The sequence below is a fragment of the Micromonospora sp. LHW51205 genome, assembly GCF_003315815.1.
Classification (GTDB): domain Bacteria; phylum Actinomycetota; class Actinomycetes; order Mycobacteriales; family Micromonosporaceae; genus Micromonospora; species Micromonospora chalcea.
The window spans coordinates 190,749-204,527 of sequence record NZ_QMEZ01000007.1; the positions used below are offsets into that span (position 1 = coordinate 190,749).

Here is a 13,779-nt window from a genome sequence, read left to right on the forward strand (position 1 = left end):
TCAGCCGAGGTCGACGACGAGGGGCCGGTGGTCGGAGATGATGGCCAGCGGTGTGTGGACGGCGGTGACGGGTGGGAGCCGGTCGAGTGCGTGCCGGTCGGCGAGGATGTGGTCGAGTTGGACGCGGGGTTGCCCGGCCGGGTAGGTGGGGCGGCGGGCGAGGGGTCGCCAGCGGGTGAGCGCGGCGGCGGGTCCGGCGGGCAGGTTGAGGTCGCCGAGCAGGATCCGGGGTGCGGGCAGGGTGCGCAGGGCGCGGATGACGCGGCGTAGTTGCCAGACGTTCCAGCCGGGGACGAAGGACAGGTGGGTGGCGGCGACGGTGAGGGGGCCGTGGGGGGTGTCGAGGACGGCGGCGAGCACGACGCGGGGTTCGTCGCGGAGCAGGATGAGGCCGCCGCCGGGTCCGGGTGCGTAGATGGGTGAGCGGACGGGGGCGGCGCGTAGGCGGGTGACCTGCCAGGAGCGGACGGGGTGGCGGCTGATCAGGCCGATGCCGTAGAGGGGTTCGCCGTGGCCGTCGTCGTCGTGGGTGAGGGGGCGGAACTGTTCTCCGGGGGTGCCGACGACGGCGGCGGCGAAGCGGTGGTGGTCGGCGTGCAGGGCGCGGGCGGCCAGGGCGGTGAGGTCGAGTTTGCTGCTGCGGGTCTGGTCGCGGTCGACTTCCTGGAGGGCGAGGACGTCGGCGTCGAGGGCGGTGACGGCGGCGGTGAGCCGGTCGGGGTCGACGAGTCCGTCGGTGAGGGATCGGCCGTGCAGCAGGTTGAAGGTGGCCAGGCGCACCTGGACACCCTACGTCGTCGTGGCAGTCTTGCCGGGTGCTGAGACTGTTGTGCTGTTCGATGCTGGTGTTCGTGGCGGTGGGGTCGGTGGGGGTGTGGTTGCGGCGTCGTCGGGGCCGGTGAGGCTTGCCACAGGTGGCGTTGTCGCTGGTGGCGGGGTGGGCAGAATGCGGCGGTGGATGCCCTGTCGTTGACGACGTTGCTGACCGCTGCCCTTGTCGCGGGGTGGGTGGACGCGGTGGTGGGTGGCGGTGGTCTGTTGTTGTTGCCGGCGTTGCTGGTGGCGGCGCCGGGTGTGCCGGTGGCGACGGCGTTGGGCACGAACAAGCTGGCGGCGATTTTCGGTACGTCGACGGCGGCGGTGACGTATGCGCGGCGGACGAAGCTGGACTGGGGTGTGGCGGGTCCGGCGGCGGGGTTGGCGGTGCTGACGGCGGGGTTGGGTGCGGCGCTTGCGGGTGCGGTGCCGGGTGGCGCGTACCGGCCGGTGGTGCTTGTGGTGCTGGTGGCGGTGGCGGTGTTCGTGATGGCGCGGCCGTCGCTGGGTGTGGTGTCGTCGCCGCGGCGCACGCCGGGGCGGGTGGTGGTGGCGGTGGCGGTGGCCGGGTTGGGCATCGCCCTGTACGACGGGTTGATCGGTCCGGGTACGGGCACGTTTCTGGTGTTGGCGTTCACGGCGATTCTGGGTTCGGATTTCGTGCACGCGTCGGCGATGGCGAAGGTGGTGAACGCGGGTACGAATCTGGGTGCGCTTGTGGTGTTCGGGTTGACGGGGCACGTGTGGTGGGCGTTGGGTGCGGCGATGGCGGTGTGCAACGTGGTGGGGGCGGCGGTGGGCGCGCGGATGGCGTTGCGGCGGGGTGCGGGGTTCGTGCGGGTGGTGCTGCTGGTGGTGGTGCTGGCGTTGGTGGCCCGGTTGGGTTACGACCAGTGGTTGGCGGGCTGATCGCGGTGGCGGTGCGGGCGGAGCACGATCGGGCGGTGCTGGCGGGTCTGCTGGGCCGGGATCCGGTGTTGCACGCGTACCAGTTGGGTGATCTGGACGATTTCTTCTGGCCGTACACGTCCTGGTTCCGGCGTGGCGACCAGGTGGTGTTGCTGTATCACGGGGTGGAGCTGCCGACGTTGCTGGCGTTCGCGGCGCCGGATCGGGTGCCGGACCTGGCGGGGTTGCTGGCGGAGGCGGCGCCGGTGTTGCCGGCGCGGATGTGGGCGCACCTGTCCCCCGGTCTGGAGGCGGCGGTGGGCCGCTGCTTCGTGGTGTCGGAGGCGGCGGCGCATCACCGGATGGCGTTGACGGATCCGGGGCGGCTGGCGGCGGTGCCGGCGGTGGGTGAGCCGTTGGGGCCGGCGGACGCGGCGGAGCTTTCCGGGTTGTACGCGGTGGCGTATCCGGGGAACTGGTTCGATCCGCGGATGCTGGACACGGGCCAGTACGTGGGCGTGCGGGAGCGGGGCCGGCTGGTGGCGGTGGCGGGGGTGCACGTGTTCTCGCCGCGCTGGCGGGTGGCGGCGCTGGGGAATGTGACGACGCATCCGGACGTGCGGGGTCGGGGTCTGGGTGCGGGTGTGGTGGCGGCGTTGTGCGCCCGGCTGCGCGCGTCGGTGGATCACGTGACGTTGAACGTGCGGGCGGACAACGCGGCGGCGGTGCGGCTGTACGAGCGGCTGGGGTTCTCCCGGGTGGCCGGGTTCACCGAGTGCGCGTTGACGTCAGCGGCCGCGGCTGGGTGAGTCGAACCGGCCGGCGCGGATCTCGCGCAGGGCCCGGCGGCGGGTGTCGCCGCGCAGGGTGTCGACGTAGAGGCGTCCGCGCAGGTGGTCGGTCTCGTGTTGCAGGGCGCGGGCGAGGAAGCCGCTGCCGGTGACGGTGAGCGGTTCGCCGTGCTGGTCGTAGCCGTGGGCGGTGGCGTGCAGCGCGCGGGGGGTCGGGAAGTACAGGCCGGGGATGGACAGGCAGCCCTCCTCGTCGTCCTGGAGTTCGTCGGACAACTCCAACGTGGGGTTGATCATGTGGCCGCGCCGGCCGTCGGCGTCGTAGACGAACACCTGGGCGTTGACGCCGATCTGGGGTGCGGCGACGCCGGCGCGGCCGGGCGCGCCGAGCAGCGTGTCCATCAGGTCGGTGACGAGGGCGCGCAGTTCGGCGTCGAAGCTGGTGACGGGTTCGCTGGGGGTGCGCAGCACGGGGTCGCCGATGATCCGGATCGGGCGCATAGTCATGTCCGGAAGGCTATCCGTTGCTTACCGCTGCGCGGGGGGCACCCGCCGGGGCGGCGACGCTCGTAGGGTGTGCGGACACCGACGCTGGGAGGCTGCCGCATGTATCCGCCGATCGAGCCGTACGCGCACGGGATGCTGGACGTCGGGGACGGGCAGCGCGTGTACTGGGAGACGTGCGGCAATCCGGACGGCCGGCCGGCGCTGGTGGTGCACGGCGGCCCGGGTTCGGGCGCGGGCGCGGGGTGGCGGCGGCTGTTCGACCCGGCCGTGCACCGGATCGTGTTGTTCGACCAGCGTGGCTGTGGGCGCAGCACTCCCCTGGCGTCGGATCCGGCCACCGACCTGTCGGTGAACACCACCGGGCATCTGCTGGCCGACATGGAGGTGCTGCGCGCGCACCTGGGGATCGACAGGTGGCTGTTGTGCGGCGCGTCGTGGGGGTCGTCGCTGGCGCTGGCGTACGCGCAGCGGCACCCGCAGCGGGTCAGCGCGCTGGTGCTGTTCAGCGTGGTCGCCAACACCAGCCGGGAGATCGAGTGGTTGACCCGGGACATGGGCCGGGTGTTCCCGCAGGAGTGGGCGCGGTTCCGTGACGGGGTGCCGGAGGCCGACCGGGACGGTGACCTGTCGGCGGCGTACGCCCGGCTGCTCGACGACCCGGACCCGGCGGTGCGGGAGCGGGCGGCGCGGGACTGGTGCGACTGGGAGGACGTGCACGTGTCCCTGGCGGGCGGGTACGCGCCGGATCCGCGGTTCGCCGATCCGGTGTTCCGGTACGGGTTCGCCCGGCTGGTGACGCACTACTTCGCGAACCGGGGTTTCCAGCCGGACGGGCAGGTGCTGCGCGACGCGGGCCGCCTGGCGGGGATTCCGGGGGTGCTGGTGCAGGGCCGGCTGGATGTCAGCGGCCCGCCGGACATCGCGTGGCTGCTGACCCGGGACTGGCCTGATGCGCGGCTGGAGATCGTGGAGTCCGGCGGGCACGGCGGCGGGCACGGCATCGGCGAGCGGGTGGTCGCCGCCCTGGACGCGTTCGCCGCCGGCCGGTAACCGCCGCGCACGGCCGCTACCGGCCGGCGGAGCCGCCGCGAGCGGGCCGGCCCGTCAGCCGGCGAGCAGGGCGCGGATCGGGGCGGCTTTGGCGGCGGCCTCGGCGACCTCGGCGGCCGGGTCGCTGTCCCAGGTGATGCCGCCGCCGGCCCACAGGTGCAGCAGGTCGCCGTCGGCGGCGGCGGTGCGGATGGTCAGGCCCAGGTCGAGGCGGTCGGGTCCGACCCAGCCGAGCGCGCCCATGCTCGCGCCGCGTCCGACCGGCTCCAGCGCGGCGATCTGCGCCAGCGCGGCGCGTTTGGGCGCGCCGGTGACCGAGCCGCCGGGGCAGACCGCGCGCAGCAGGTCGGCCAGGCCGAGGCCGTCGGCGGGCGCCGCGGACACCGTCGACTCCGCCTGCCACAGGTCACACCAGCGGCGTACGGCGAACAGCTCGTCGACGCGCACCGAGCCGGTGCGGGCGACGCGGGCCAGGTCGTTGCGTTCCAGGTCGACGATCATGACGTGTTCGGCGCGTTCCTTGGCGGAGGCGAGCAGCTCGCGGCGGCCGGCGGGGGTGGCCGGGCGGGTGCCCTTGATGGGGCGGGTGACCAGGCGGCCGTGTTCGACGGCGATGAGGGTTTCCGGGGAGGCGCAGCCGAGCGCCCAGCCGGGGCCGTGCAGGGTGCCGCCGTAGCGGGCGCCGGGCAGCGCGGCGAGGCGGGCCAGCGCCGGCCGGGGGTCGCCGGTGTACGGGGCGGCGGCGTGGCCGACGAGGTTGGTCTGGTAGACGTCGCCGCGGGCGATGGCGGCGCGGACCGCGTCGACGGCGGCGGCGTGCGCGGCCGGGGTCCAGCTGTCGCGCCACGGTCCGAGCCGCCACCGGGCGTGGGCCGGTGGCGGGGTCGGCGGGGGCCGGTCGGTGTGGTGGTAGACAACGACGACCAGGTCGGGCAGCGTCGGCGCGGGGCTCGGCGCGCCGGGCGACACGCCGAGGGTGTACGCGCCGGCGGCGGCGGACAGGTAGAGCGCCGCGCCGCAGACCGCGTCGTCGGGGTCGTGGCGGCCGGGGCGGGTGAGGTCGTCGCGGGTGACGCCGTGCGCGGCGAGGAAGCGTTGTGCCAGGTCGGCGGGGTCGCCGCCGTCGGTGGCGGACCAGTGCAGGCGGGCTGTCTCGACCAGTCGGCGACGGCATCCGGGTGGGGCGCCGGGGGTATCGACCTCCACCTGTGGGAGCGCTTCCACAACGTCTGGCCCGTTACGGGTCATCCGTTCAGCCCATTCTCGGTGAACAAGACGCATCCTTGCTCGTTGCCGCTCAGTTTTCCTTGGTACTGTGCGTCACTGGTCATGTGAACCATGACACAGTGCCCCCACAGTCCGGAGAACCCGATGTGTCAGCACCAGCCCACCTGCCCCTCCGCCGACGCGACCGACCGCGAGGCCGCCCGCGTCCTCGCCTGCTTCCCTGAGCAGGGCTGGAGCCTGCTCTGCAACGGTGTCATCGTCTTCGAGGACACCGGTGAGCTGCTCCCCGACGGACGCACCATCGCCCCGCACCGGGGTCCGGCCCGTCACGCTCTCGTGGCCTGAGCCATCACGCAGCGTCAGTGAGCGTACGCGCCGGTCATGACCGGCCGGCGCGCCGGCCGGGGCGGCGAGAGCCCACCGCCCCGGCGTTCGCCGCTCAGTCCTCGAACGCCTCCGGCGCGGGACACGAGCAGACCAGGTTCCGGTCGCCGTACGCGCCGTCAACGCGCCGCACCGGAGGCCAGTAGCGGCCCGCCCGGTCCACGCCCGCCGGGTAGGCGCCCACCGACCGCGGGTACGGGTGCGGCCACTCGTCGGCCGACACCATCGCCGCGGTGTGCGGCGCGTTGGACAGCGGGTTGTCCCCCGCCGGCCACTCCCCCGAGCCGACCTTGTCGATCTCCGCACGGATCGCGATCATCGCGTCGCAGAACCGGTCCAGCTCGGCCAGGTCCTCACTCTCGGTCGGCTCCACCATCAGCGTCCCGGCCACCGGGAACGACATCGTCGGCGCGTGGAAGCCGTAGTCGATCAGCCGCTTCGCCACGTCGTCGACGCTCACGCCGGTGGCCTTGGTCAGCGGACGCAGGTCCAGGATGCACTCGTGCGCGACCAGGCCCTTGTTGCCGGCGTACAGCACCGGGAAGTGGTTACGCAGCCGCGCCGCCACGTAGTTCGCGGCCAGGACGGCCACGCCGGTGGCGCGGGCCAGCCCGTCGGCGCCCATCATCCGCAGGTACGCCCACGGGATCGGCAGGATCCCCGCCGACCCGTGGTTGGCCGCCGAGATCGCCGGCCGCCCGTCGGCGCGGGCACCGAGGGGGTCGCCGGGCAGGAACGGCGCCAGGTGCGAACGCACCGCCACCGGCCCGACGCCGGGGCCGCCGCCGCCGTGCGGAATGCAGAACGTCTTGTGCAGGTTCAGGTGCGACACGTCCGCGCCGAACCGGCCCGGCTTGGCGAACCCGACCAGCGCGTTGAGGTTCGCGCCGTCGACGTACACCTGACCGCCGGCGTCGTGGACCTTCGCGCACAACTGCGCGATGCCGGTCTCGTACACGCCGTGCGTCGACGGGTACGTCACCATGATCGCGGCGAGCGCGTCCCGGTGCTTGTCGATCTTCGCGTCGAGATCGACCAGGTCAACGTTGCCGTCGGCGTCGCAGCCGACCACCACGACCCGCATGCCGGCCATCACGGCGGACGCGGCGTTGGTGCCGTGCGCCGACGACGGGATCAGGCACACGTCGCGGTGGGCCTCGCCGCGCTCGCGGTGGTAGCCGCGGATCGCCAGCAGCCCGGCCAGCTCACCCTGCGACCCGGCGTTGGGCTGCACGCTGACCGCGTCGTAGCCGGTGACCTCGGCCAGCCAGCCCTCCAGCTGCGCGATCAGCTCCCGGTACCCGGTGGTCTGCGCGTTCGGCGCGAACGGGTGCAGGTGCGCGAACTCCGGCCAGGTGATCGGTTCCATCTCGGTGGTGGCGTTGAGCTTCATCGTGCACGACCCCAGCGGGATCATGCCGCGGTCCAGCGCGTAGTCGAAGTCGGCCAGGCGGCGCAGGTAGCGCAGCATCGCCGTCTCCGAGTGGTGGCTGTGGAACACCGGGTGGGTGAGGAACTCCGACGTGCGGGCCAGCCCGCCGGGCAGGGCCGCGTCCACCTCGCCGTCGAACCCGTCGACGCCGAACGCCGCCCACACCGCCTCCAGGTGCGCGGGCGTGGTGGTCTCGTCGCAGGAGATGCCGACCCGGTCGGCGTCGACCAGCCGCAGGTTCACGTTGCGCGCCGCGGCGGCGGCCACCACGTCGGCGGCCCGGCCCGGCACGGTCGCGGTGACGGTGTCGAAGAACGCGACGTCCGCGACCTGAACGCCGCCGGCGCGCAGCCCGGCCGCGAGCCGCGCCGCCGCCTCGTGGGTACGCCGGGCGATGGCGCGCAGCCCGTCCGGGCCGTGGTAGACGGCGTACATGCCGGCCATCACGGCGAGGAGCACCTGCGCGGTGCAGATGTTGCTGGTCGCCTTCTCCCGGCGGATGTGCTGCTCGCGGGTCTGCAACGCCAGCCGGTACGCCGGGTTGCCGTCGGCGTCGCGGGACACCCCGACCAGGCGGCCGGGCAGCATCCGCTCCAGCCCGGAGCGCACCGCCAGGTAGCCGGCGTGCGGCCCGCCGAAGCCCATCGGCACACCGAAGCGCTGGGTGGTGCCGGCGGCGATGTCGGCGCCGATCTCGCCCGGCGGGCGCAGCAGCGTCAACGCCAGCAGATCCGCGGCGACGGTCACCAGCGCGCCCACGCCGTGCGCCGCGTCGACCAGTGCCCGGTCGTCGCGGACCGCGCCGGACGCGCCCGGGTACTGCAGGTGCAGGCCGAAGAACTCCGCCGGCAGCTCGTCGCGCTCCACGTCGATCACCCGCACGTCGATGCCGAGGGGCTCGGCGCGGCTGGTGATCACCGCGACGGTCTGCGGCAGCGCGTCGGCGTCGACCACGTACACCGGGCTCTTGCTCTTGGACGCGCGGCGCGCGAGGGTCATCGCCTCGGCCGCGGCGGTGCCCTCGTCGAGCATCGAGGCGTTCGCAGTGGCCAGACCGGTCAGGTCGGTGACCATGGTCTGGAAGTTCAGCAGCGCCTCCAGCCGGCCCTGGCTGATCTCCGGCTGGTACGGCGTGTACGCGGTGTACCAGGCGGGGTTCTCCAGCACGTTGCGGCGGATCACCGCCGGGGTGTGCGTGCCGTGGTAACCCAGACCGATCATGGACACGGCGACGGTGTTGCGGGACGCGAGGGCGCGCAGCTCGGCGATCGCCTCCCGCTCACTGGCCGGGGCGGGCAGGTCCAGGGTGCCGTGCCAGCGGATCACCTCGGGGATCGCGGCGTCCATCAGCTCGTCGACGGAGCCGTAACCGACGGCCTCCAGCATCCGGCGCTCGTCGGCCGGGCCGGGGCCGATGTGCCGGTCGGCGAACTGCTCTGCGGTCATGCGCTGCGCTCCTTGGGGGGCGAGGTCGACGGGTCGGCCTCCCCCTGAGTCGCGCTGACGCGCTCCACAGCGCCTGCCCACGTGGTCCTTTTGCCTGAGAGGTTCCGGGGAGAATCTGCCCCTTCGGCGCCGCCGGGATCGGCGGTCTCTCCCACGTGGGTGGTACCGGCACCCCCAACGCTACCAGCGGGCGTGTTTCCGGCTCATGTCCCGGGGTTGTCGATCACACCGGCGCCGGGGCCGCCGCGCACCGGTCCGCCAGCGCGCGCAGGGTGGCGCCCAGCGGCGCGTCCAGGCGCAGCGCCGCGTAGGTGTCGCCGCGGGTGACGCCCTGGTTGACGATCGCCACCGGGATGCCGTGGCGGGCCGCGCGCAGCACGAACCGCCGCCCCGACATCACCGTCAACGACGACCCCAGCACCAGCAGCGCCCGGGCCCCCTCCACCAGGGCGAAACAGTCGGCCACCCGCGGCGCGGGCACCGTCTCGCCGAAGAACACCACGTCCGGTTTCAGCATGCCGGTGCCGCACAGCGAGCAGTCGACGGTGCGGAACCCGGTCACCGCCTCGTCCGGCAGGTCCACGTCGCCGTCGGGGTTGACGCGCGCCACCCGCGCGTCGAAACCCGGGTTCGCCTCCGACAGGCGCCGGTGCAGCTCCTCGCGGCCGGTGGCGTTGCCGCAGTCCAGGCACGTCACCTCGTCGAGGCGGCCGTGCAGCTCGATCACACCGGTGGCGCCGGCGGCGGTGTGCAGCCCGTCGACGTTCTGCGTGATGATGCCGCCGAGCAGCCCGGCCGCCTGCAGCCGCGCCACCGCCCGGTGCCCCTCGTTCGGCGCCGCCCGCGCGATCATCTGCCAGCCCAGGTGGCTGCGCGCCCAGTACCGCCGCCGCGCCAGCGGATCCCGGGTGAACTCCTGGTACGTCATCGGGGTGTGCCGGCGGGACGCGCCGCTGGGCCCCCGGTAGTCCGGAATGCCCGACTCGGTGGACAGGCCCGCACCGCTGAGCACCACCACGTCCCCGGCGGCCACCAGCCGCGCCAACGCCTCGAACGCCTCACTCACCCGTCCATGGTCCCTCGCCGGACCCGCACCTCCCACCCGGACGCCCGGCGGGGCGCGCCCGGCCGGGCTACGTTGATCGCATGCGCGTCGTCATCGCCGGAGGGCACGGCAAAATCGCCAAACTGCTGGAGCGGGAACTGGCCGGACGCGGAGACACCGCGCTCGGGCTCATCCGCAACCCCGACCACGCCGCCGCGCTACGTGCCGCCGGCGCCGAACCGGTCCTCTGCGACCTGGAACACACCGACGTCGACACCCTCGCCGCCCACCTGGCCGGCGCCGACGCCGTCGTGTTCGCCGCCGGCGCCGGACCGGGCAGCGGCGCCGCCCGCAAGGACACCGTCGACCGCGGCGCCGCAGTGCTGCTCGCCGACGCCGCCGCACAAGCCGGCGTACGCCGCTACCTGCTGGTCTCCTCCATGGGCGTGGACGACGCACCCGCCGACGGCACCGACGACGTGTGGGCGGCGTACCTGCGGGCCAAGAAGGCCGCCGAGGACGACGTCACCGGCCGGGACCTCGACGTGACGGTGCTGCGGCCCGGCCGGCTCACCGACGACGAACCCGAAGGCCGCATCACGCTGGCCCGGCACGTCACCGGCGGCGCGATCAGCCGCGCCGACGTCGCCCGGGTCCTGCTGGCCCTGCTCTACGCCCCCGGCACCGCCGGGCACACCCTCGAACTGGTCGGCGGCGACACCCCCATCGCCGAAGCGATCACCGCCGTCACCACCTGAGCCGCACCGCCCGGCCCGCCGCACCGCAGGCCGGGCGGTACGGTCACCGCTGATGCCGGGGCAACGCCGGCTGCGGCGCGCCGCCACCAGCCGCCGGCAACTCCCGGGAGATCCGCTCCATCGTGCGCGCCAACTGCTCACTACCGTCGTCGAGATGCCGGGCCGCCGCCTGCATGTGCGAGATCATCATCTCGCCGAAGATCCGCAACGCCTCCCGCGTCGCCACCGAGTCGTCGAAGCTGCCCCCGGCGGCGCTGCGGTACTCCGCCACCGCCCGCTCGGCCTCCTGCTTCGCCTCCTCCGCCGCCGCCCGCATGTAACTCTCGTACTGGGTACGGGCGTACTCGGCCACCCGGCGCGCGTAGTCGTGCGCCTGCGCGATGATCTGCTCGGCCTCCCGCTGCGCCGCCGACAGCAGGTTGACCTCCTTCGCCGCCGGCGCCGCCGTCTTCTCCGCGCTCGGGATCACCCCGTGCCGGTGCAGCTCCAGATGGTCGTTGAGCCGCTCGTTCTCCGCCCGCAGGTCCCCCACCTGCGCCGCCAGCAGATCCAGCTCGTCGGCCACCTGCAACCGGAACCGGTCCACGTCCGCCGGGTCGTACCCGCGCCGGGTGAACGCCGCCGACCCGAACTCCCACCGACGCACCCGGTCCGCGGTCAGCCGCACCTGCACCGGACCCGACACGTGCTGCGAGTCATAGCTGCTGATCGGGCTCGCGCTCACCGGATCACCTCTGTTCCCTCGGCCACCGTCCGCCAGGACGGGCCGTACCAGTGCTTGCCGAAACCCTCGTGGTGCAGCTGGCCCGGCTGGTAACCCGCCGCGGTCAGCGCCGCCACCGAATCACCGACCATCTCGTCGGACCCGCACACATACACGTGCCTCGACCGCCAGTCCCCGTCGGCCAGCACCCGGTCGGCCAGCCGCACCATCTCCCCCGGCCGCTGCGGATCCGATCCGGCCACGTACGACACCCGCAACCACGGATGCGTCGCCGCCAACTTGTCGATCGCCTCGCTGTCGTAGAACTCCGTACGCGAACGGGCCCCCACATACAGGTCGACCCGCCGCCCGGAACCCTCCGCCGCCACCTGCTCCACCAGCGCCTTCACCGGCGCCCAGCCGGTCCCGGCGGCCAACAGCAGCAGATCCGACGACCCGGCCTGCCACAACGTCAACCGCTCACCCACCGGCGACGCCAGATGGATCTGATCACCCGCCGCGCACCCGTACACCAGACGCGACGACACCACGCCACCCGGCGCGGCCCGCACGTGCAGCTCCACCGTGCCGTCCGAACGCGGCGCGTTCGCCGGCGAGTAGTACCGCCACGACCGCACCGCCGGATGCGACACCCCGATCGACTGCCCCGGCCTGAACGGCAGCAGATACTGCGGGCGCACCGTCAGCACCGCCACGTCGAACGTGCGCTGCTCGTGCGACAGCACCTCCGCCACCCACCACGGCGGCGACTGCGACTCCGCCGCCTGCGCGCCGTCGGTCATCACCTGCGCCACCAGGCCGTACGCCGCGGTCCAGTCGGCCGCCAGCTCGTCGGTCCACGCCTCACCGCAGAAATGCCGCAACGTCGCCAGCAGCGCCTCACCGACCGCCGGATAGTGCTCCGCGCGCACCGCGAACTTCCGGTGATCCGCGCCCAGGTCCCGCAGGAACCCGACCAGCTGATCCACCTGGTCCACGTGGGACACCACATGCCCCAGGGCCGCCACCAGACGATCCCGCTGCCCGGCCATGTTCGTCGGGAACATCTGCCGGGTCTCCGGATGCGCCAGGAACAGCGTCGAATAGAAGTAGAGCGGCACCTGGTCGCCGTGCGCGGCGACCAGGGACCAGCTCTGCTTCAGCCGTGCCGCGTCCACGCTCAGGCATCCCCCGCCGACACGACCTGATCGCGGACCTGCCCGAGCACGACCTGCACGTCGGCGATCACGTCGGCCGGCACGCCCAGCTCCACCAGCGTCGCCGTCAGGTGCTCACCGACCTTCGCGTAGTGCTCACCCGGAATGTTCAACGGCTGGTGCGCCTCGGCCAGCCCGCGGCCGGCGTACTCGTTCGGCCCACCGAGCACCACCGCCAGCATGAGCGCCAGGTGCCGCCGCTGCTCCACCATGTCCACCCCGGTGAAGTAGCCCGCGAGATCCGCATCGGCCAGCACCTTGTCGTAGAACAACTCCACAGCGGCCTTCACCGCCGCCGCGCCGCCGATGCGCTCGTAATGGGAGATCGGGGTGGTCTCGCTCGTCACCGTCATGCTCGGTCCTTCCACCAGGGGTCCGCGGGCAGCGCCGCGTCAGGGGCTCACCGTCCGGCGCGCGAAGTCACACAGCGTTCCACCGTGACGTCGACACGCCGACGATCGGAACGGACGATAGCGCGCCCCCCACCACGCTTCACGCCGCCCCTGTCCCGATCCCGAGAACCGTCAACTACGGACAGTCAACAACAGCCGCGAATTCGATGAACACACCGCAGTCAGCCGAGCACCCCCGGTCAACCCGCAGCGCGTACCGTCCCTTTCGGACATTGCGCACCGACCAGCCGCGACCTGCGGATACACCGACCGGGCCGCGCCCGACCACCGGACCGGGCCCGCCCGGCCCGCGCACAGCACACCCCGTCACCAAAACACGAATCGCGCCACACCCTTTTCGGGCGCGGCGCGATCCCGTCAACGAGACGCGATGCAGGTCACCCGGCCCGGCGCCGCGCCCGACGCGCCGCCAGCTCGTCACCCACCGCGTCCGCCTCCGGCTCCACCGCCGGAGCAACCGGCTCCTGCCCACCCACCGGCTCCGCCGGCAGATGCGACAACGAACCCTGGATCTCCTTGAACGCCCCACCGATCGCGATGCCGAACACGCCCTGGCCGCCCTGCAACAGGTCGACCACCTCCTCCGGCGACCGGCACTCATACACAGTCGTCCCGTCGGAAATCAACGTGATGCCCGCCAGATCATCCACCCCACGCGACCGCAACGCCTCGATCGCCTTCCGAATGTTCTGCAACGACACCCCGGCGTCCAGCAGCCGCTTCACGACCTTCAACACCACCAGGTCGCGGAACGAGTACAACCTCGACGTCCCCGAACCCGAAGCATCACGCACACTCGGCACCACAAGCGCCGTACGCGCCCAGTAGTCCAACTGCCGGTAACTGATGCCCACCGCCGAACACGCGGTCACACCCCGGTAGCCGACCTCACCGTCACCGACCGACTCAGGCCCCACACCCGCCTGCTGCTCCGCACCCGGACCAGGATCCCGCGGCTCGTGCATCCGGACCAACCTCCCCGCGTCCGTGGCGGTGCCGCGCCGACTCCCCGTCACGCGCACCCCTCGACACGGCAACCCTATCGCCGCCGCCCACACTTCACCCGCAGGAGACACCGCGACACGCCGCGCGACCGCCCGGC

At 73.2% G+C, this 13,779-nt stretch carries 14 protein-coding genes and 1 riboswitch; of the genes, 5 read left to right on the forward strand and 9 right to left on the reverse strand.

Features of this window, described 5'->3' with window-relative positions; translation table 11 throughout:
* Entirely contained in the window at nt 1-780 is a 780-nt protein-coding gene (locus tag DQE82_RS24360; protein ID WP_113974144.1) for an endonuclease/exonuclease/phosphatase family protein, read from the reverse strand.
* Nucleotides 781-954: 174 nt separating this feature from the next.
* Between DQE82_RS24360 and DQE82_RS24365 the strand changes: the two genes are divergently transcribed.
* The gene (locus DQE82_RS24365) at nt 955-1,725 is read left to right on the forward strand and encodes a TSUP family transporter (RefSeq protein WP_176722890.1); all 771 of its coding nucleotides are present in this window, start codon (nt 955-957) and stop codon (nt 1,723-1,725) included.
* Nucleotides 1,710-2,513, forward strand: coding sequence for a GNAT family N-acetyltransferase (locus DQE82_RS24370; RefSeq protein ID WP_113974146.1), 804 nt, complete (start codon nt 1,710-1,712; stop codon nt 2,511-2,513). Before DQE82_RS24365 ends, DQE82_RS24370 begins: the two co-directional genes overlap by 16 nt.
* Here the strand turns inward: DQE82_RS24370 and def are convergent.
* The gene (def, locus tag DQE82_RS24375; RefSeq protein ID WP_113974148.1) at nt 2,493-3,002 is read right to left on the reverse strand and encodes a peptide deformylase; all 510 of its coding nucleotides are present in this window, start codon (nt 3,000-3,002) and stop codon (nt 2,493-2,495) included. The genes DQE82_RS24370 and def overlap by 21 nt on opposite strands.
* Nucleotides 3,003-3,101: 99 nt before the next feature.
* Here def and pip point away from each other — a divergent pair, with 99 nt between their 5' ends.
* Entirely contained in the window at nt 3,102-4,052 is a 951-nt protein-coding gene (pip, locus tag DQE82_RS24380) for a prolyl aminopeptidase (RefSeq protein ID WP_113974150.1), read from the forward strand.
* A gap of 54 nt (nt 4,053-4,106) precedes the next feature.
* Here pip and DQE82_RS24385 read toward each other — a convergent pair whose 3' ends face one another.
* Entirely contained in the window at nt 4,107-5,300 is a 1,194-nt protein-coding gene (locus tag DQE82_RS24385; protein WP_113974151.1) for a chorismate-binding protein, read from the reverse strand.
* Nucleotides 5,301-5,423: 123 nt separating this feature from the next.
* Here DQE82_RS24385 and DQE82_RS24390 point away from each other — a divergent pair, with 123 nt between their 5' ends.
* Nucleotides 5,424-5,624: a DUF5999 family protein gene (locus DQE82_RS24390; protein WP_013286363.1), complete on the forward strand. Its 201-nt coding sequence runs from the start codon at nt 5,424-5,426 to the stop codon at nt 5,622-5,624.
* Nucleotides 5,625-5,718: 94 nt separating this feature from the next.
* Here DQE82_RS24390 and gcvP read toward each other — a convergent pair whose 3' ends face one another.
* Both gcvP and DQE82_RS24400 read right to left on the reverse strand, forming a co-directional pair.
* On the reverse strand, nt 5,719-8,541 hold the full coding sequence (gcvP, locus tag DQE82_RS24395; RefSeq protein ID WP_113974153.1) for an aminomethyl-transferring glycine dehydrogenase: 2,823 nt from the start codon (nt 8,539-8,541) through the stop codon (nt 5,719-5,721).
* 72 nt (nt 8,542-8,613) lie between these two features.
* Nucleotides 8,614-8,705: riboswitch (glycine riboswitch) on the reverse strand.
* 59 nt (nt 8,706-8,764) lie between these two features.
* Nucleotides 8,765-9,607: an NAD-dependent protein deacetylase gene (locus DQE82_RS24400; RefSeq protein WP_113974155.1), complete on the reverse strand. Its 843-nt coding sequence runs from the start codon at nt 9,605-9,607 to the stop codon at nt 8,765-8,767.
* An 80-nt stretch (nt 9,608-9,687) separates the two neighbouring features.
* Between DQE82_RS24400 and DQE82_RS24405 the strand changes: the two genes are divergently transcribed.
* Complete coding sequence (locus tag DQE82_RS24405) at nt 9,688-10,344, forward strand: NAD(P)H-binding protein (RefSeq protein WP_113974157.1); 657 nt, start codon at nt 9,688-9,690, stop codon at nt 10,342-10,344.
* 43 nt (nt 10,345-10,387) lie between these two features.
* Here the strand turns inward: DQE82_RS24405 and DQE82_RS24410 are convergent, their stop codons facing one another.
* From DQE82_RS24410 to DQE82_RS24425, 4 genes are all read right to left on the reverse strand, one after another.
* A complete protein-coding gene (locus DQE82_RS24410) occupies nt 10,388-11,068 on the reverse strand; it encodes a DivIVA domain-containing protein (RefSeq protein WP_113974159.1) in 681 nt (226 codons plus the stop codon).
* Nucleotides 11,065-12,225, reverse strand: a complete 1,161-nt coding sequence (locus DQE82_RS24415) for a globin domain-containing protein (RefSeq protein ID WP_064445942.1) — start codon at nt 12,223-12,225, stop codon at nt 11,065-11,067. The genes DQE82_RS24410 and DQE82_RS24415 overlap by 4 nt, the downstream gene beginning before the upstream one ends.
* A 2-nt stretch (nt 12,226-12,227) precedes the next feature.
* Entirely contained in the window at nt 12,228-12,617 is a 390-nt protein-coding gene (locus tag DQE82_RS24420) for a group 1 truncated hemoglobin (protein WP_069089632.1), read from the reverse strand.
* A 437-nt stretch (nt 12,618-13,054) separates the two neighbouring features.
* Entirely contained in the window at nt 13,055-13,642 is a 588-nt protein-coding gene (locus DQE82_RS24425) for a MerR family transcriptional regulator (RefSeq protein ID WP_051611479.1), read from the reverse strand.
* Nucleotides 13,643-13,779: the final 137 nt, after the last annotated feature.